The following is an 18,608-nucleotide window of genomic DNA, read 5'->3' as shown; positions in this document are numbered from 1 at the left end:
AGCACCGGTCACGAACACCTTCGGGTCCGCCGAAGAGGAGGCTCCGCGATGACGGGCATCAGAGAATCATTGACCCTGCTGTGGTCCACCCCCGACGACACGAACATGGTGCAGGAGGGCAGGACGTGGCGCACCTGGGGTGAGGTGCGGGCGATCGTCGAACGGATCGACGCCGAACTCACCCGCGTCGGATGCGGGCACGGAACCCGCGTGGGCGTCGTCCTGTCCAACCGCGTCGAATCCGTCGCCGCCCTGATCGCGATCCTCTCCCGGGGTCGCGTCCTGCTCACTCTCAATCCCGCACAACCGGTTCCGCGCATCGTCGAGGACGCGGTGGGCTCGCGCCCCGCCGTCGTGCTCGCCTCGCGGGAGTACTGGGCGAACGAACAGTTCGCCGCCCCGCTCGCGGAGGCCGGCATCGTCGGGTTCGCCGTCGACGGACCGGAGGTGGTGCAGCGGATCGGCGGCGACCGGGTCCGCGGCGGTGGGGTCGACGAGAAGGATCCGGTGGCGGTCGAGATGTTCACCTCCGGTACCACCGGCCCTCCCAAACGGATCCCGTTGACCTGGAGGCAACTCGAAGCCGCCCTCGAGGCCGTTCACGGCCACACCGGCAAGGGACGCGGCGACCGCGTACCGTTCACCGGACCCGTCTCCCTGATCTCCCTGTCGATGGTGCACATCGGGGGACTGTGGGGTGTAGTCCAGTCGCTCGCCGAGGCGCGGCCCATCGTCCTCATGCCCCGCTTCACGGTCGAGGGCTGGGCCGACGCGGTGCACGAACACCGGATGATCCTCGCCGGTCTGCCCCCGGCGGCGATGCGCTCGGTTCTCGACGCGGACGTGCCGAAGGAGAAACTCGCGACTCTGCGGGCCATCACCGCCGGCACCACCTTCGTCAGCCCCGACCTCGCCGACGAGTTCACCGCCCGCTACGGGATCCCCATCATGATCATGTACGGCGCAACGGAATTCGGGGGAGCGGTCGCCGGATGGACCAAACCCCTCATCGCCGAGTGGTGGGACCGCAAACGCGGTAGCGTCGGCCGGCCCTTCCCCGGCGTACGGATGCGGGTGGTCGACGAGGACGGCACCGTGCTCCCGGAGGGATCCACCGGCCGGCTCGAGGTCAGCTCCCCGCAGACCGGCACCGGTGTCGGCGACTGGGTGCGCACCAGCGATCTCGGGCACCTCGACGAGGACGGCTTCCTGTACATCGACGGCCGCGCCGACGACGCGATCGTGCGCGGTGGCTTCAAGATCCAGCCGGAGACGGTGTGCAACGCGTTGCGCGCCCACCCGTCGGTGCTCGACGCGTCGGTGTACGGCCGGCCCGACGAGCGGCTCGGGCAGGTGCCGGTCGCGGTGATCGAACTCGTCGCCGGCGCCGACCCCGTCGACGTCGACGAACTGAAGACGTTCCTGAGGACCCGGCTGACCGCCTACGAGATTCCCGTCGACATCCACACCGTGGACGCGCTGCCGCGCAGCGTGTCGCTGAAGGTGGACCGCCGGCGGCTGCTCGAGATGGTCGACGGGATCGAATCCGCCCGTACCTGAACGGGAGACGGGCCCACAGTGCGCAGAGAGGGGACCGCACGATGACGACGTCGATGAATCCGACCGATCGGGCGGCCGTGCACGGCGACCGGCCGGCGATCGTCATGGCCGAGACCGGGGCACGGCTGACCTACCGGCAACTCGAATCGTCGTCCAACCGCATCGCGCACCTGTTCCGGCGGCTCGGTCTCGAACCGGGTGACCACATCGCGATCGTGACGGAGAACTGTCTCGACGTGTTCCCGGTGCTGTGGGCGGCGCAGCGCACCGGACTGCTCTACACGCCGGTCAACTGGCACCTGTCCGACGCCGAGGCCGCCTACGTGGTGGAGAACTGCGGGGCCCGTGTGGTGGTGCACTCGGCGGAACTCGACCGGCTCGGTGACGCCGTCGCCACTGCGAGCCCGGCCGTGGAGGTCCGCTTCACGACCGGTCCGAGTTCACCCTCGGGCGCCCGGGTGCTCGCGGACGAGGTTGCGTCCCTTCCGGACACACCCGTCGAGGACGAACTCGAGGGCTACTACATGCTTTACTCGTCCGGCACCACCGGGCGGCCCAAGGGCATCCTCCCCGCCCTCACCGGCGCACCCTTCGGTACGGGACTGCCGATCGACGCGACGATGCGCGACGCCTTCGGGTTCGGGGAGGACACCGTCTATCTCAGCCCGGGGCCGCTCTACCACGCGGCGCCCCTGGGATGGACGATGGGCACGGTCCGCAACGGCGGCACCGCGATCGTCATGGAGACCTTCGACGCCGAGCGCGCCCTCGCCGCGATCGACCGGCACGGCGTCACCCACGCTCAGTTCGTGCCCACCATGTTCGTGCGCATGCTCAAGCTCCCCGGCGAGGTCCGGCGGCGGTACGACGTGTCGAGCCTGCGCGTGGTGGTCCACGCCGCGGCGCCGTGCCCCGTCGAGGTCAAGGAACGCATCATCGACTGGTTCGGTCCGAAGATCCTCGAGTTCTACGCGGGCAGCGAGGGCAACGGCTTCTTCATGATCACCACCGGCGAATGGCTCGAACACCGCGGGTCCGTCGGCAGGCCGTCGCTGGGCACGGTGCACATCTGCGACGAGGCCGGCAACGAACTCGGTCCCGGTGAGGTGGGCACGATCTGGATCGAGGGCGGCCTCGACTTCGAGTACCACGGCGACCCCTCCAAGACCGCCGAGGCGTACGACGAGCGGGGCTGGAGCACCCTCGGCGATCTCGGGCACGTCGACGAGGACGGCTACCTCTACCTGTCGGCACGCCGCTCGGACCTGATCCTGTCCGGTGGCGTCAACATCTATCCCGTCGAGATCGAGGACGTGCTGACGATGCACCCGGCCGTCCTCGACGTCGCCGTGGTGGGCCTGCCCGACGAGGAGATGGGCCAGCGGGTGCACGCCGTGGTCACCGTCGTCGACGGCGTCGAGGCCGAAGACGCGCTGGCTGCGGAACTCGTCGACTACACCCGTGCCCGGCTCGCGCACTTCAAGGCGCCGCGCAGCATCGAGTTCGGGGAGGTGCCGCGGCTGCCCAGCGGGAAGATCCTGCGCCGCGCGCTGCTCGCCCGCTACGAGGCGGCCGCGACGTCCTGAACCGTCAGGGCCATCGGGTCGTCAGGGCCACTGGGTCGTCAGGGCCACTGGGTCGCGACGATGCGCATCGTGCCGTAGACCGCCGTGCCGGCGGTGACGAGCGCGAACAGGGCGATCCACAGCCCGGCGGGCAGATGGGTGAGCCACCGTAGCTGGTCGGCGTCGGATCCCTGCCCGCGACCGCGCCGGTGCGTGCGGGCGAGTTCGAGCACCGGGCGGGTCGCGCCGAGCAACAGCACCCAGGTGATCAGGTAGGCCGCCGCGTACCGCACCACCGGATCGCCGAGATAGGCGGCCGCACCCACGAGCGCGCCCGCGATCACCACGGAGACGAAGCCGTACGGATTGCGGATCAGGAGCAGCAGCAGCGCGAGGGCGGCGAGGATCGACCACAGCACCGCCGCGGGCCGGTTCACGGTCAGCAGGGTCGCGGCCGCGAAGCCGAGCACCGCCGGACCGGTGTACCCGGCGAAGGTCGTCGCGATCATGCCCGGCCCGCGCGGGTTGCCGGACGAGACCGTCACCCCGGAGGTGTCGCTGTGCAGCCGGATGCCCGACAGTTTCCGGCCGACGAGCGCCGCGACGAGCGCGTGCGACCCCTCGTGCGCCTGGGTGACGACGTGCCGGGTCTTCAGCCACAGCGGCCGCACAGTCACCAGGACCAGGGCGATCGCCGCCGTGATCACCACCAGCGCGGTGGGTGCAGGGTCGTCGACCGTGGACACGGCCCGCCACAGGGACGACACCGCCTCCGTGAACGAGTCCGGGGAAGTGGACACGGGTCACCTTTCCGTCGGGCCGGAGCAAGGGCACGGCGCCCCGGCGATAGCCTGATGAGCATGCCCGACCGCCGTACCTCCGAGATCAGGGCAGGTGTCTCCGATTCGTGGGCGGTCGGCCTCGGCCTGATCCCGCTGGGTCTCGCCTTCGGGGTGGTGCTCACCCAGGGCGGCTTCGACTGGTGGTGGGCACCGATCTTCTCCACCGTCATCTACGCCGGGTCCATGGAGTTCCTCGCCATCGGCCTGATCGCCGCGGTCACGCCGTTCCTCTCGGTGGCGGCCGCGACCCTGCTCGTGAACTTCCGGCACGTCTTCTACGGCCTGTCCTTCCCGCTCAACCGGGTGCGCGGGCGGTTCGCCCGCCTCTACAGCGTGTACGCGCTCACCGACGAGTCCTACGCGATCGTCGCCCCCAAGGCCCGCGAGACGCTGTCGAGCACCCGCATCCTCACCGTGCAGGTCGTGTGCCAGCTCGTGTGGGTCGCGTCCGGCACCGTGGGTGCGCTGGTCGGCGCGGTGCTGCCCGAGGGGCTCGCCGGCCTCGAGTTCGCCCTCACCGCGCTGTTCACGGTGCTGGCGATCGACGCCTTCCGCGCGAACCGCGACCTGCCGGCTCCGGTGATCGCGCTCGTGTGCGGGCTGGTGGCGCTGCTGGTCGCGAAGGACGAGATGCTCGTCGTCGGTCTCGGCCTGTTCGTGCTGTGCCTGTTCGTGCGATTCGTCTACCGGGACAAGGTGGCGCGTGCCTGAGTCGGTGCCCGGCGCCGGATACGTCCTCGGTGCCCTCGCGGTGATGTTCGTCGTGACCGTCGCGCTGCGCGCGGCGCCGTTCGTGGCGCTCGCCGCGCTGAAGAACTCGGCGTTCGTCGCCTTCCTCGGCCGCACTATGCCCGCGGGGGTCATGGTGATCCTCGTGCTCTACACGCTGCGCGACGTGGGCCAGACGACCTGGCTGCCCGCGGCGGTGGGCCTGGCGGGGACGATCGCGGTGCACCTGTGGCGGCGGAACGCCGCGTTGAGCACGGTCGCCGGGACGGGCCTCTACCTGGTGGCGTCGGCGCTCTGGACCTGAGCGGTCTCCTGCGGCTCGGCCACCGCGGTGACCTCGGCGGGGGCGGCAGCATCGACCCCGGCGGGCTCGGGCACGGGCCGGCGGCTGCGGGCGGCGACCATCGCGGCGACGAACACTGCGATCGCGGCCAGGCACTGCGAGGTGCCGAGCACCTCGAGGACGGCCTGCTCCACCCAGTTCCCGGACGGCGCCTGACGCAGCAGGTGGTTGGGGCCGACGAAGAACACGATCGCGGCGGGCAGCAGCACCGGCCACCAGCGCCGGTAGGCGGGAGCGACGAGCAGCGGCACGAGGAACAGCGAGTACACCCAGTGGTGGGTGACGGCGATCGGCGCGGCGAGCAGTGAGGCGAGACCCACCAGGCCCACGGCCACGACCGGTTCGCCGGCGCGCAGGAACCGGTGGGCGGCCCAGGTGGTGCCCGCGACGACCACCGCGGCACCGAGCAGCCACAGTCCCTTCGCGACCCCGTCGGAGAGATCGAACCGGGCGATGAGCCCGGTCAGGGCCTGGTTCCGGAAGAAGCTGGGGTCACCGGCGCGGTCGGTGGCGAAGAACTCGGTGGTCCAGAAGTACAGACTCGAGTCGGGGCGCAGCCAGAAACCGAAGGCGACGGTCGCGGCGAAGGCGCCGAACGCGCGCACCACCGACGGCAGGTCGCGGCGGAGCAGGAAGATCAGGCCGAACGCGGCCGGGGTGACCTTGACGGCCGCGGCCAGGGCGACGCCGACCCCGCGGAACCGCTTCGGGATCACGCCGAGCAGGTCCGCGACGACGAGCACCATGAGCACGATGTTGATCTGGCCGAACGCGAAGTTCGAGCGGAACGGTTCGAGCCACAGCACGGGGCCGAGCGACGCCGCGGCGATCAGGCTCGGGTGGGACATGTCGAGGTTCCGGTAGAGGATCCTCAGCACCCACCACACCAGGGCGATCAGTCCCGCCGTCCACACCACCTGCAGGACGGTGCTGCTCACGAGCGCCATCGGCGCGAACAGGAACGCCGCGAAGGGTGGATAGATGAACCGGAAACCGGAGTGGCTGAAGAACCCTTCGGTGTAGAGCGGGGTGTGGTGCAGGAACGCCCAGCCCGCGTCGCGGAACACGTCGAGGTCCATGAGGTATTCGCGCACGGCGTCGCGCATGTACCCCGCGACTGCCAGGACCGAGACCGTCAGACCGATGGCGATCAGCAGGGATCGAACAGGTCGGGTACGGACTTCGGTCAACAGCACGGGCATTACCTCCGGGTAGGGAACTTCCGCCCAGCCACGTTACACAACCGTTGTATTTCGTTGCCGGATGAGAACGACGGCGCCTCAACCCTTTTGACCGTGTTTTCCGTTTTGCACGCTTGTAACCGGACGGGGCGGCCGGCGGAAACGCCTTGCCCTTCGATCACATAGTCAACTATGTTATCTAGGTATCTGCGAGCGGTGCCCACCGCAGGATCGCGCGCCGGACGGCGAACTCCGAGGAGCGGCAATGTTGAACACGCGGTTCACCCGAGAATTCGGAATCGAACACCCGGTCGTGCAGGGCGGAATGATGTGGGTCGGCCGGGCGGAACTGGCCGCCGCGGTCTCCGACGGCGGTGGTCTCGGCATCATCACCGCCCTGACCCAGCCCACCCCCGACGACCTCGTCACCGAGATCGAGCGGTGCCGGGCGCTGACCGACAAGCCCTTCGGCGTCAACCTCACCCTCACCCTGTCGATCAACCAGCCGCCCTACGCCGAGTACCGGCAGGCCATCATCGACTCCGGGGTGAGGATCGTCGAGACCGCCGGCTCCGACCCCACGGTCCACGTCGAGCACTTCAAGGAACACGACATCAAGGTGATCCACAAGTGCACGAGCGTCCGGCACGCCCTCAAGGCGCAGCGGATCGGTGTCGACGCGGTGAGCATCGACGGTTTCGAGGCCGCCGGTCATCCCGGTGAGGACGACGTTCCCGGACTCGTCCTCATCCCCGCCTGCGCCGACGCCCTCGACATCCCGTTCATCGCCTCCGGCGGTTTCGCCGACGGCCGCGGCCTGGCCGCGGCACTGACCCTCGGCGCCGACGGCATCAACATGGGCACCCGGTTCATGTGCACCGTCGAGAGCCCGATCCACGAGAACATCAAGCAGCAGATCGTCGACGCCGGCGAGCGCGACACCCAGCTGATCTTCCGTCAGCTGCGCAACACCATGCGCGCGGCGAAGAACTCGGTGAGCCAGGAGGTCGTCGAGATCCTCGAACGAGGAGGACGGTTCAAGGACGTCAAGGATCTCGTCGCCGGCACCCGTGGCCGCAAGGTCTACGAGGACGGCGACCCCGAGGCCGGTATCTGGACCGTCGGCATCGCCCAGGGGCTCGTGCGCGACATCCCGCCCGCCGGCGAACTCGTGCGCCGCGTCGTCGCCGAGGCGGAGGCGAAGCTGCTCGGCTTGGCCGGGTCCATCGTCGACCCCGTGTCGGTTTCCTGAAAGGACACGCCATGACCGAGACCGACACCCAGGCCACCGCGACCGACGGAGCGGCTCCACTGCTCGTGTCGAAGGACGGACCGGTCGTCGTCCTCACCCTCAACCGCCCCGACCGCCGCAACGCCATCGACCGGGCGATGCGCAAGGCCCTGAAGAAGGAACTATGGCGGGCCGACGGCGACGGCGACGTCCGTGTCGTGGTGCTCACCGGCGCCGGCACGTCCTTCTCCTCGGGAGTGGATCTGCCCGAGGCACTGTCCGGTCCACCGCCCTCGGCCGAGGGGCCGACACCGACCCAGGTGCTGCGAGGTATCTCCAAACCGGTCATCGCCGCGGTGAACGGACCCTGCTACACCGGCGGATACGAACTGGCGGTGAACTGTTCGTTCATCATCGCCTCCGACCGCGCCGAGTTCGCCGACACCCACGCCCAGATCGGATTGCTCAACGGCTGGGGTGGCAGCGCGATGCTGCCACGCATGATCGGCCTGCCCGCCGCGATCCAGTTCATCCTCAGCGGCGAACCGATCGACGGCCGCACCGCCGCACGCATCGGACTGGCGAACGAGGTCGTCGACCACGACGAGCTGATGGAGCGCACCCTCGTGATCGCCCACCGGATCGCCGACGGGCATCCCGAAGCGGTGCAGCGGATGCTGCGCCTGCTCAAGGAGGGTGCCGGTGCCTCTCTCGCCCACGCCCTGGGGCTCGAGGCCGAGGCCGCCGCCACCTTCCGTCCCGACGGCGCCGACATCGGGGCGCGTTACGCCAAGCGGCGCGCCGAGAAGTCCTGACCTGCACAACCATCCGACATCCTGGGAGGACCGGTGGAGGAGAAGTCCGCGGTGGTGCTCGACGACACCACCGGAGACTGGCGCAGCCGCCTGACGGCCCTGCTCGACGACTACCGGCGCCGCCCCCGGCCCGCCACGTCCCGTGACCGCTTCGACGCGGCCCGGGCCTGGCAGTCCGAACTCGTCGACGCGGGTCTGGCCGCGCCGGGCTGGCCACGCGCGGTCGGCGGCATGGGACTGTCGCTCGAGGACCAGCTCGACTACTACCGGATGACGACCCGCGCCGGGGCCCCGAAACATCCGTGTCCCCTGTCGTTCATCGTCGCCCCGACGATCATCGTGCACGGCACACAGGAGCAGAAGGACCGCTTCCTCGAACCGCTGCTGCGCGCCGACGAGTTCTGGTGCCAGGGTTTCTCGGAACCCGGCGCCGGCAGCGACCTCGCGTCGCTGTCCACCCGCGCGGTGCGCGACGGCGACGTCTACCGGGTGACGGGACAGAAGATCTGGACGACGATGGCCGACCGGGCCGACTGGATCTTCGCGCTGGTGCGCACCGGGGCGCCCGGCCGGAGCACCGAGGGCATCACCTATCTGCTGATCCCGATGGACTCACCGGGCATCGAGGTGCGTCCCCTGCGCGACGCGGCGGGCGGGCACCACTTCGCCGAGGTGTTCTTCGACGACGTCGAGGTCCCCGTCACCAACCGGATCGGGGCCGAGGGCGAGGGCTGGTCCATCATGCGGACCTCGCTCGGGCACGAACGGGCCACCGCCTTCCTCGCCGACGAGTTCCGGTACCGCAGCACGGTCGACAAGGTGTTCGCTCTCGCCGCCGACCGGGGATACGCTGACGATCCGCTGGTGCGGCAGGACCTCGCGAAGGTGGAGACCGGTGTCCGGGTGATCGCCGCGAACAGCGCGCGAGCTCTGGACGCGGTTCTGCGGAACGAGGATCCGGGTGGGCTGGCATCGATCAACCGGCTGGTGAAGTCGGAGTTCGAACAGCACATGCACCGGCTCGCCCTGCGCCTGACCGGTTCCGGCGCGCTGCTGAACACCCGGTCCGAAGGTGTCGTGGAGAAGGGACGCTGGACCTACGGGTACCTGATGTCGCGGGCCGCGACGATCGGTGCCGGCACCGCCGAGATCCAGCGGAACACCATCGCGGAGAACGTCCTCGGGCTGCCCTCGCATCGGGGGGAGGGACGTCGTGCCCCGGTGGTCGCCCCCGGCCGGCCGCTCACCACGCCCGGTGAGGACGAAGCGTCGGTCCGGGAGGTGTTGGGCAAGCTGGTCGCCTCGTTCGTGGACACCGAGCAGCTTCTCGCCCGCGAGACGGCCCCGGGCGGATACGACACCGCCCTGTGGGACGCACTCGTCGAGTTCGGGCTGCCGGGCCTCGCCGTCCCCGAATCCCTCGGGGGCGGTGCGCAACCGCTGCGACTGCTGTGCGGAGCGGTGGAGGAGACCGCCCACCGGCTCGCGTCGGTGCCGTTGGTGCCCACCGCGATCGTCCTCGAGGTGCTCGTCGCCGCCGGTGCGGACGAGCCGGCCCGTCGCATCGTCGACGGTGCCACCGCGGCCTTCGTCGTGCCGGTCGACGACCAGGGCTGGCGCACCGAGGGATCCCTCCCGGTCCTCGAGGACGGACGGCTGACCGGACGGGTCGACCGGGTCGCCGGCGCTCCGGCCGCCGGGATCCTCGTCGTCCTCGCCACCGATGCGGGAACCGGGGATCGGGTGCTGGTGACCGTCGAGCCGCCGAATGTGGATGTGACCGTGCAGAACCCGATGGATCTCACGTCGACGATCGGCGTCGTCGTCGCCGACGGTGCCCCGGCGGTGGTGGTCGCGGCGGGACGGACCGTGGAGGCGGTGCTCGAGCGTGCGTCTCGCGTGGCCCGGCTGCTGGTCGCCGCGGACTCGGTGGGTATCGCCACCCGCGCGCTGACGATGGCGGTGGACTGGGCCGGCCGACGCGAGCAGTTCGGCCGACCGATCGGCTCGTACCAGGCGATCTCGCATCGCTGCGCCGACCTGCTCGTCGCCGCCGAAGGGGCCCGCGGTCAGGTGCTCGCGGCCGCCGACCGCATCGAGACCGACCCGCAGCCCGGAGTGTCCGTGGCCCTGGCCGCCGCGGCGGCGCTGAGCGGCGCGGTGAGCGCGGCGGAGGAGTGCATCCAGATCCACGGCGGTATCGGGTTCACCTGGGAGCACCCGGCCCACCTGCTGCTGCGGCGGGCCGTGTCGAACGAGGTGTCCGTCGGTCGCCCGGAGGTGCTGCGCGACCGCGCGGTGGGGGAGATCCTCACCCGGCTGCGGTGACCTCGCCCGGGGACGGCCGGTTCCGGAAGCGCAGCAGCCCTTCCTGAGTGGTGCTCGCGACCAGCCTGCCGGCCCGGTCGAACAGGTATCCGTAGGAGAGACCACGGCCACCGCCCATGCGGTGGCCGTGCTGCTCGTAGAGATGCCATTCGTCCGCGCGGAAGGGCGCGTGGAGCCAGACGGTGTGGTCGAGGCTCGCGAGCTGGAGACCGGGTGTGTCGACGTGCCGGGCATGTGGCGGGAGCGTCGCCGACAGCAGGAACAGGTCGGAGCAGTACGCGAACGCCGCGGCGTGGAGCAGCGGATCGTCACCGAGGTGTTCGGGCGTGCGGATCCACGCACGTTGCCGCGGCGGCCGGGCCTGTCCGCGACGGTTCGCGAGACGCGGGTACTCCTCCGGGAACCGGAAATCCACGCCGATGCCATCGAGGAGCGGGCGGAGCCAGCCGGCCCCGTCCGCGTCGACGAGCGACGGATCCTCGTGGGGTGCGGGCAGTTCCTCCGGCGGGATCGCCGGGGCACTCAGCGGGAGCTGGTGCTCGGGGCCGCCCTCGGGACGCTGGAACGATACCGTCGCCAGGAAGATCGTCCGGCCCTCCTGCAGCGCCCGCACCTGGCGGGTGGCGAAACTTCCTCCGTCCCGGACCCTTTCGACGTGATAGTCCACGGGTCCGTCGGGCCGTCCCGGATGCACGAAGTGCCCGTGCAGCGAATGGGGCGGCCGGTCGGGGGAGACCGTCAGGCCGGCGGCGAGGAGAGACTGCCCGAGGGCCTGCCCGCCGTAGATGCGCGGAGCGCCGGTGTGGGCGGTACCGCGGAAGACGTCCTCGCCGATCTCCTCCAGGGTGAGGGTGCGCCCCACCGGGGGCCGGGGGATGCTCGCGAGACCGTCGGAGTCGGCGGATGTGGTCATCGTCGTCCTCGGGTCCGGATCGCGTGTCAGCGTGGCGCGAATCGCTGGCCGGCGTCCAGCCGCAGGCACTGACCGTTGAGCATCGGGTTGTCGACGACGGCGAGGGCCAGCTTCGCGTACTCCTCGGGGCGGCCCATGCGTTTGGGGAAGGCTGCGTCCTTCACCAGTGGCTGCACCATCTCGTCGGGGATCCCGGCGGTGATGCCGGTCGCGAACAGGCTCGGGGCGATCGCGAGGACCCGGATGCCGTGGGAGCCCAGATCGCGGGCCATGGTCAGAGCCATGCCGGCGATGCCGGCCTTGGCGGCCGTGTACGCGACCTGACCGATCTGACCCTCGAACGCGGCGATCGACGAGGTGTTGATGATGACGCCGCGTTCGTCGTCCTCGGGTTCGTTGGCCGCCATGTGTGCCGCGGCGAGGCGGCTGATGTTGAAGGTGGCGATCAGGTTGAGGTCCACGACCTGACGGAAGGCGTCGAGATCGTGGGCTCCGTTCCGCCCGAGGGTCTTCTGGGCGATGCCGCCCCCCGCGGTAGTGACGACGACGTGGAGGCCGCCGAGTTCGGCGACCGCGGCCGCGAGGGCTTCCTCTGTGCCGGCGAAATCCGTGACGTCGACCGGATGGAAGGTGCCGCCGAGTGCGGTGGCGACCTCTTTGCCGTCGCTGTTCTCGCGGTCGAGGATCGCGACCTGCGCTCCCTGTGCGGCGAAGAGTTCCGCGGTGGCTCTGCCCATCCCGGAGGCGCCTCCGATGACGACGGCTTTCTTCCCGGTGATGTTCATGCGGCCTCCTGAGGCTCGGTCGGGTCGTAGATCACTTATACTACTATCTAAACTATGTGACGGGCGCTACTCTCGATCCTGTCACCGGTGTGCATCACACCGGATCGGGCGTTTGGAGGAAACGTGATTCTCGAGGTCGGTCAGTCGTTGGCCAGTTCGGTCGATCCCACCACCGTGGTCGTGGTCCGCGCCCCGAAGGACGACGTGCGCGTGACGTGCGGCGGGCGGGAGATGGTGGTCGGCAAGAAGGGGGAGGGCGACGGGTCGTCGATCGACCCCGCCCACGTCGGCGGCGCCCAGCTGGGCAAGCGGTACGTCGACGAGGAGACCGGTGTCGAACTGCTGTGCACCAAGCCGGGCACCGGCCGCCTCGAACTCGACGGACGTGTGCTCCCCCTCAAGACCGCCAAGCCCCTGCCCTCCTCGGACTGACGGACGGCCCGGCCCGACCCTTCGATGCCTCGAGCGGAGTGACCGATGAATCTCACGATGTTGCTGGACATGGCGGTCGACGGTTTCGGCGACCGCATCGTGGTCGGCAGCCGCGACGGGGGGATCACCGCGGAACGGCTGCAGGAACTCTCGATCGCCGGTGCCTCCGCGATCCGGGAGGCCGGTGCCGACGCGGTGGTCTACCTCGCGGTCAACGGCCCGGCCTTCCCCGTCGCCATGTTCTCAGCTGCGCGCGCCGGTGTGCCCCTGGTGCCCGTCAACTACCGCCTCGGTCGGGAGCAGCTCGACGGGTTGCTGGCCAACCATCCGCGCGCCCTCGGTCTCGCCGACCCGAACCAGTCCGGGATCCTCGAACGCAACGGTATTCCTTTCCGCACGCCCCGGGACTGGCTGGACGCCCTCGCCGGAGCCTCGGCGACGGACCCGGAGGAACCCGCCGAGACCGCTTCCCCGGCCGTGGTGATCTACACCTCCGGTACCACCTCGGCGCCCAAAGGCGTGTTGCTGCACCACGACAACCTCACGTCCTACGTGTTCGGCTCGGTGGAGTTCGGATCCGCGGACGAGAGCGAGGCCGCTCTCGTGACCCTGCCGCCCTATCACATCGCGGCCGTCACCAACGTGCTCTCCAATCTCTATTCGGGGCGGCGCATGGTGGTCCTCGAGCGGTTCACACCCGAACTGTGGCTCGACACCGTGCGGCGCGAGGAGATCACCCACTCGCTGATGGTGCCCACGATGCTCGCGCGCATCGTCGACTCCGACGCCGACAAGAGCGTCCCGAGTCTGCGGAACCTGGGCTACGGCGGTGCTCCCATGCCCACCCCGGTGATCGAACGCGCACTGCGCCTGTGGCCCCGGGTCGGTTTCGTCAACGCCTACGGGCTCACCGAGACCAGTTCCACCGTCGCGGTTCTCGGGCCGGAGGCCCACCGCGCAGCACTCGCGAGCGACGACCCGGCGGTCCGTGCGCGACTCGGATCGGCGGGAAAGGTCGTGCCGAGCGTCGACCTCGAGATCCGCGACGATCAGGGGCATGTCGTGGGTCCCGGTGTGACGGGACGCATCTGGGTGTGCGGCGGGCAGGTGTCCGCCGAATACGCGGGTATCGGCCGGATGCTCGACGACCGGGGATTCTTCGACACCCGTGACAAGGGGCATCTCGACGAGGAGGGTTACCTCTTCGTGGAGGGCCGCGCGGACGACACGATCATCCGCGGCGGCGAGAACATCGCTCCCGCCGAGGTCGAGGACGTCCTGCTCCGGCATCCCGCGGTCGAGGACGTCGCCGTCGTCGGGATGCCCGACGAGGAGTGGGGGCAGCGCCTCGAGGCCGCGGTCGTGCTCCGGCCGGGGCAGAGGGCGGATGCGGAGGAGTTGCGTACCTTCGTTCGGAACACCTTGCGCAGCAGTAAGACTCCCGACCGGATCGTGTTCTGGGATGAGTTGCCCCGCACGGAGACCGGCAAGCTCGTGCGGCGGCACGTGGTCCGGCAGCTCGCCGGTGAGGGGCGCGCCGCCGCGGTGTGAACCGCGCCCGGCGCCCCTCACGGTGCGGACCGCCTTCTACGGTTCAGGCCACCGCGAGCCGGCGACGGTGGTAGGACACCGACCCGTCGAGCAGTTCGTCGACCTTGATCCTGCGCAGCAGCAGGTGTACATCGTGTTCCCAGGTGAACCCGATCCCGCCGTGCACCTGCAGCGCGGTCTGTGCCGTCGTGCTGCTCCCGTGCCCGGCGAAGGCCGCTGCCGCGGACACCGCCCGAGCCCGCTCGGCGGGGTCGTTCCCGTCGAGGGCGACGGCAGCGGCCCACAAGGCGGCGCGCGACGCCTCCACCGACAGGGTCATGTTCGCGCAGTGGTGCTTGACGGCCTGGAAACTCCCGACTGGTCGGTCGAACTGTGTTCGCTGACCGGCGTATTCGACCGTCATGTCGACGAGCCGGGCGGCGGCACCGAGCGCATCCGTCGTCCGGAACAGTGCGAGTTGGTCGTGCAGCAGGGCGAGGGTGCCGGTGGGCAGTGCCGACCACTCGGACACGGCGGCGTCGATCCCCGCGACCGCCCAGGACCGGGTGAGGTCGAGGGTGTCGAGGACACGGATGTCGATCCCGCTCAGGGGAAGTACGGCGGCGACTTCGTCGCCGGAACCGGTGCGGGCCGCGACGACGACGGACTCCGCGTCGAGCAGACCGGTGACCGGGGCGGTCGTGCCGCTCAGTTGCAGGACGGACCCGTCGATCCGCGCCTGCAGGGCGGGATCCTCGAGCGACGCGACGGCCGGTACCACGAGACGGGTTCCCGCCGCGGCCTCCTCCGCGGCCGGATGCCCGGCGCGTTCGAGAAGCCGTGCTGCGACGGCCAGCTCGGCGACCGGCAACGGACTGCATGCCCGTCCGTGTTCCTCGACGAGCACCGCCAGATCGACGTGGGTGCCACCGGTCTCGGTGGTGAGCAACCCGATCAGACCGGATTCGACGAGGTGCTGGATCCCGGCCTCGTTCACCCGCGCCGGACCGTCGTCGATGCCGGGCCGGCGCGCGGTGATCGGGTCGTTCCGGGTGAGCCAGGCGCGTTCCGCCTCGGCGAGGGCTTCCTGTTCGTCGCTCAGTGCGAAGTCCATGACACTTCCTCCCGCAGTTTCCTCGACATAGTTAACCATGTGTCCTACGTTTTGGACAGTGTCGCGCCGAGACCGTCGTTGTTGCCGGAAATCCCCGAAAGGATCGGCAACAACGACGGTTTCGAACCGCTCAGGTGGCGCTGATCTCGTTGGGGGTGCGCGGAAGCCGGGTCGAACGTACTTCGCCCGATTCCAGTTCCACCGCATGCAGAGAGTTCGTGGCGGGGTCCGTCACGAACGCCGTCCCGTCGACGACTTCCAGCGCGGGCCGGGGCGCCTGCCACTCGTCGGGTTCGGTCCACGGATCGACGACGGGGATGCGGCGGACGACCTCACCGATGACCGTGTCGATCACGTGGAGGTTGCCGTCGGTGCCGAGGACGATACCTTCACCCGCGGGACCCCGGCCCAGGGAGCGGAAGGTGTAGCTCGCACCGAGATCCACCACCCGCACGGAGTCCGTGCGGGTGTCCACCAGCGCGACCCGCTCGGGACGTTCCAGGTCGGCATCGGGGTCGGTCTTGTAGTCGCCGAGCACGACGGGGGAGTCCTCGCTGCCGGCCTGGTTGCCGATGCGAGCGTAGACATCCGGGGCCTGCGCCTTGGAGAACACGCCGTCGCGGTAGATCACCATCCCGTCCTCGCATCCGAAGGCGACGGTGCCGTCGGCGGCGGTCGTCTCGCCGTGGACTCCCGGGCAGTCGTCGGTGCGGGTGATCTCGTCGCCGTTCGCGTCGAGAAGCGCGACGGTCGTGCGCTTCTCGCTGGTGCCGAGGGTGACGAGCATGCGCCCGTCGGGCAGGGGCACGGCCACGCCGTGATGCGCGTCGGGCAGCGTGTGCGTATCGACGTCGGGCAGGGCCGTCGCGGACGCGAGGTCCTCCGGGTCGAACACCGTGATCCGGCCCGTGGCGTCGTCGAACAGAGCGGTGACCCCGGCGTGCGGGACGACGTGCCCCGGCTTCTCGGCGTCGAAGAACAGATCGGTGAGCGCGGGCTCGCCCGCGTAGTGGTGACTGTGGTCGCCGTGGGCCTCCGACCAGCTCCCGGTGTCCAGGACCCGGAAGCCTCCCTCGGTGGAGACCAGGACGTGACGTCCGTCCCCGGCGGGGGAGAGGCGGTTGAATCCGTCCAGATCGAAGTCGCCGACGACGCCGAGATCGCCCTGGTCGACGAGGAGCACTCCGCCGTCGTAGGTGAGGGCCAGGCGCGGCTGTGCGCTCGCGGCCTCGGCGGCGCGAGTGGTCGGGGGAGTGGTCTCGGTGCTCGCGGTTCCGGACGAGCATGCGGCGGCGAGGGTAGCGGCGACGGCGGTGAGCGCGACACCGCCGTAGCGGGAAAGGGTCGTCATGCCCCTAGGAATAACGACTTTTGAAAATGATTGTCAAAGTCGTTGATGCGCATGTGTGCATGTCGGGAGGTCGCGGCATGTCAGTCCTCGACCCAGACCACCGTCTCTTCCAGCGACGCCCGGTCGGTGCGGCAGGCGTTCGCGGGATGCGCCTCGTCGGCGTACCCGAAGGACACCGCGCACACGATGTCGCGGTCCTCGCCGATCCCCAGTTCCTGCCGCAGCGCCGACGCCGTCATCGCGACCGCGGCCTGCGGGACCGCGGCGATACCGAGCGACTCGGCGGCGAGCAGCAGGGTGGCGACGTAACCGCCGCAGTCCACCGCGCCGTACACGCCCAGCGCCTTGTCGGTGGAGACGACCGCGACGTGGGGTGCGCCGAAGAGGTTGTAGTTCTCGAGCATCTGCTCGGTGCGGCGCTGGAAGTCGTCGCGGGCGATACCCAACGCGTTGTACAGCGAGTAGCCGGCCGCGCGCCGCCGGTCGGCGTACGCGCCGCGGTACTCGGCCGGGCCGGGGATGTCGGGATCGAGCTTCCCGGAGAGGGCCTGGGCGTAGGTGGCCGCGCGCAGCCGGTCGGTGGCCTCGCCGCTGACGAGGTGGACCTGCCACGGCTGGGAGTTGCACCAGGACGGAGTGCGCTGGGCCATGCGCAGCATGCGCTCGATGTCCTCGCGCGGTACCTGCTTCGACAGGAAGGCGCGGCAGCTGAAGCGGGTGTCGAGGAGTGTCGACAACTGGTCGGCGGCAGTACTCATGGCATCACCATGACACAGCGCTTCACCTAACGCTCGTTCAGTGTCCGTTCGATGCCGCTCCGCGGCCCGCTCAGACGATGTCCTCCTCGTCGCCCGGTGCGACCCGCCGCAACCCGCGATAGACGTCGGTGGGGGTGCGCTGCCCCGTCACCACCGCCGCGACCTCGGCGGCGATGGGCATCTCCACCCCGTACTCGCGGGCCAGTTCGAGCACCGTCGGTGCGGTCTTCACACCCTCCGCCACCTGCCCGAGCGCATCCACGGCCTCCTCGATCGTCATGCCGCGGGCCAGCGCCTCCCCGACGCGGCGGTTGCGTGAGGACGGGCTCATACACGTCGCGATCAGATCACCCATGCCCGTCAGGCCGGCGAAGGTGCGGGGGCTCGCGCCCATCGCCTCCCCGAGCCGGGTCATCTCCGCGAGACCGCGGGAGAGCACCATCGCTCGGGTGTTGTCGCCGACGCTCAGACCCTCGGCCATCCCGGCCGCGATCGCCACGATGTTCTTGAGGATGCCGCCCAGTTCGCAGCCGAGGACGTCGGTGTTGCGGTAGACGCGGAACCTCGGGGTGGCGAACAGCGGCTGCAGCGCGGCGGCGACCGCGTCGTCCTGCATGGCGACCACCGCGGCGGCGGCCATGCCGTCGGCGATCTCCCCGGCGAGATTGGGACCGGCCAGCAGGCCGACGGGGTGGCCGGGCAGGCACTCGGCCATGACCTGGGTTGGTCGCAGCCGCGTCCCCGGTTCCAGGCCCTTGACCAGGGAGACGACCGGCACCCACGCGCGCAGTTCGTCGGCGATCGGTTCGAGCGTCTCGCGCACCGCGTCCGACGGCACCCCGACGACCAGCACGTCGGCCTCGTGCGCGGCCTCGACGAGGTCCGAGGTGGCCCGCAGGGACTCCGGCAGGGGACGTTCGCCGAGATAACGGCGGTTGCGGTGCTCGGTGGAGATCTCGCGGGCGGTCTCCTCGTTGCGCGACCACACGAGGGTGGGGGTGTTCCGTGCGGAGAGGGCGGCGACCGTGGTTCCCCACGAGCCCGAGCCGAGAACGACGACGCGAATCGCGCGAGCCATCGGTGACCTTTCGATCCGTTCGTGAACAGGTACGCACAGGTTGTCAGCTACCG

General features: G+C 70.2%; 17 protein-coding genes. 9 read left to right on the top strand and 8 right to left on the bottom strand.

Annotated elements, in window-relative coordinates; genetic code table 11:
* Positions 1 to 48 precede the first annotated feature (48 nt).
* Together OED52_RS19695 and OED52_RS19690 are read left to right on the top strand one after the other, a co-directional pair.
* The gene (locus OED52_RS19695) at positions 49 to 1,560 is read left to right on the top strand and encodes a class I adenylate-forming enzyme family protein (RefSeq protein WP_264152498.1); all 1,512 of its coding nucleotides are present in this window, start codon (positions 49 to 51) and stop codon (positions 1,558 to 1,560) included.
* A 41-nt stretch (positions 1,561 to 1,601) separates the two neighbouring features.
* Entirely contained in the window at positions 1,602 to 3,146 is a 1,545-nt protein-coding gene (locus OED52_RS19690) for an AMP-binding protein (protein ID WP_264152497.1), read from the top strand.
* A 38-nt stretch (positions 3,147 to 3,184) separates the two neighbouring features.
* Here OED52_RS19690 and OED52_RS19685 read toward each other — a convergent pair whose 3' ends face one another.
* The gene (locus OED52_RS19685; RefSeq protein ID WP_264152496.1) at positions 3,185 to 3,925 is read right to left on the bottom strand and encodes a M50 family metallopeptidase; all 741 of its coding nucleotides are present in this window, start codon (positions 3,923 to 3,925) and stop codon (positions 3,185 to 3,187) included.
* A 54-nt stretch (positions 3,926 to 3,979) separates the two neighbouring features.
* On the opposite strand from OED52_RS19685, the gene OED52_RS19680 reads away from it, so the two are divergent.
* A complete protein-coding gene (locus OED52_RS19680; protein ID WP_264152495.1) occupies positions 3,980 to 4,678 on the top strand; it encodes an AzlC family ABC transporter permease in 699 nt (232 codons plus the stop codon).
* Positions 4,671 to 5,000, top strand: a complete 330-nt coding sequence (locus OED52_RS19675) for a branched-chain amino acid transporter permease (protein ID WP_264152494.1) — start codon at positions 4,671 to 4,673, stop codon at positions 4,998 to 5,000. Before OED52_RS19680 ends, OED52_RS19675 begins: the two co-directional genes overlap by 8 nt.
* Here OED52_RS19675 and OED52_RS19670 read toward each other — a convergent pair.
* On the bottom strand, positions 4,970 to 6,235 hold the full coding sequence (locus tag OED52_RS19670; RefSeq protein ID WP_318841893.1) for a glycosyltransferase 87 family protein: 1,266 nt from the start codon (positions 6,233 to 6,235) through the stop codon (positions 4,970 to 4,972). The genes OED52_RS19675 and OED52_RS19670 overlap by 31 nt on opposite strands.
* Before the next feature lie 250 nt (positions 6,236 to 6,485).
* On the opposite strand from OED52_RS19670, the gene OED52_RS19665 reads away from it, so the two are divergent.
* Genes OED52_RS19665 through OED52_RS19655 form a run of 3 tightly spaced genes read left to right on the top strand, consistent with a single transcriptional unit; the run spans position 6,486 to position 10,594 of the window.
* On the top strand, positions 6,486 to 7,472 hold the full coding sequence (locus tag OED52_RS19665; RefSeq protein ID WP_264152492.1) for an NAD(P)H-dependent flavin oxidoreductase: 987 nt from the start codon (positions 6,486 to 6,488) through the stop codon (positions 7,470 to 7,472).
* A gap of 11 nt (positions 7,473 to 7,483) precedes the next feature.
* Positions 7,484 to 8,266 carry an enoyl-CoA hydratase/isomerase family protein gene (locus tag OED52_RS19660; protein ID WP_264152491.1) on the top strand — a complete coding sequence of 261 codons (783 nt, stop codon included), beginning with the start codon at positions 7,484 to 7,486 and terminating at the stop codon, positions 8,264 to 8,266.
* 33 nt (positions 8,267 to 8,299) lie between these two features.
* A complete protein-coding gene (locus OED52_RS19655; RefSeq protein WP_264152490.1) occupies positions 8,300 to 10,594 on the top strand; it encodes an acyl-CoA dehydrogenase family protein in 2,295 nt (764 codons plus the stop codon).
* On the opposite strand, the gene OED52_RS19650 is transcribed toward OED52_RS19655, so the two are convergent.
* Together OED52_RS19650 and OED52_RS19645 are read right to left on the bottom strand one after the other, a co-directional pair.
* Positions 10,578 to 11,507: an acyl-CoA thioesterase gene (locus OED52_RS19650; RefSeq protein WP_264152489.1), complete on the bottom strand. Its 930-nt coding sequence runs from the start codon at positions 11,505 to 11,507 to the stop codon at positions 10,578 to 10,580. The genes OED52_RS19655 and OED52_RS19650 overlap by 17 nt on opposite strands.
* Before the next feature lie 26 nt (positions 11,508 to 11,533).
* The gene (locus OED52_RS19645; RefSeq protein WP_264152488.1) at positions 11,534 to 12,292 is read right to left on the bottom strand and encodes an SDR family NAD(P)-dependent oxidoreductase; all 759 of its coding nucleotides are present in this window, start codon (positions 12,290 to 12,292) and stop codon (positions 11,534 to 11,536) included.
* A 123-nt stretch (positions 12,293 to 12,415) separates the two neighbouring features.
* Here OED52_RS19645 and OED52_RS19640 point away from each other — a divergent pair, with 123 nt between their 5' ends.
* Together OED52_RS19640 and OED52_RS19635 are read left to right on the top strand one after the other, a co-directional pair.
* On the top strand, positions 12,416 to 12,724 hold the full coding sequence (locus OED52_RS19640; RefSeq protein WP_264152487.1) for a hypothetical protein: 309 nt from the start codon (positions 12,416 to 12,418) through the stop codon (positions 12,722 to 12,724).
* A 45-nt stretch (positions 12,725 to 12,769) separates the two neighbouring features.
* Positions 12,770 to 14,275 (top strand): class I adenylate-forming enzyme family protein, encoded by a 1,506-nt coding sequence (locus OED52_RS19635; protein ID WP_264152486.1) that lies wholly within the window; start codon positions 12,770 to 12,772, stop codon positions 14,273 to 14,275.
* 43 nt (positions 14,276 to 14,318) lie between these two features.
* Here the strand turns inward: OED52_RS19635 and OED52_RS19630 are convergent, their stop codons facing one another.
* The 4 genes from OED52_RS19630 to OED52_RS19615 all read right to left on the bottom strand — a co-directional run bounded on the left by OED52_RS19630 (position 14,319) and on the right by OED52_RS19615 (position 18,555).
* Positions 14,319 to 15,368: an acyl-CoA dehydrogenase family protein gene (locus tag OED52_RS19630; protein ID WP_264152485.1), complete on the bottom strand. Its 1,050-nt coding sequence runs from the start codon at positions 15,366 to 15,368 to the stop codon at positions 14,319 to 14,321.
* A gap of 130 nt (positions 15,369 to 15,498) precedes the next feature.
* Entirely contained in the window at positions 15,499 to 16,719 is a 1,221-nt protein-coding gene (gene aztD, locus OED52_RS19625) for a zinc metallochaperone AztD (protein ID WP_264152484.1), read from the bottom strand.
* 80 nt (positions 16,720 to 16,799) lie between these two features.
* On the bottom strand, positions 16,800 to 17,477 hold the full coding sequence (locus tag OED52_RS19620; protein WP_264152483.1) for a nitroreductase: 678 nt from the start codon (positions 17,475 to 17,477) through the stop codon (positions 16,800 to 16,802).
* Positions 17,478 to 17,547: 70 nt separating this feature from the next.
* Complete coding sequence (locus OED52_RS19615) at positions 17,548 to 18,555, bottom strand: NAD(P)H-dependent glycerol-3-phosphate dehydrogenase (RefSeq protein WP_264152482.1); 1,008 nt, start codon at positions 18,553 to 18,555, stop codon at positions 17,548 to 17,550.
* Between the last annotated feature and the right edge of the window lie 53 nt (positions 18,556 to 18,608).

Origin of the sequence: Rhodococcus sp. Z13 (assembly GCF_025837095.1) — a bacterium.
Lineage (GTDB): Bacteria > Actinomycetota > Actinomycetes > Mycobacteriales > Mycobacteriaceae > Rhodococcus > Rhodococcus sacchari.
The sequence above is the reverse complement of the archived record's forward strand: the minus strand, read 5'-3'. Positions and strand labels throughout refer to the sequence as shown.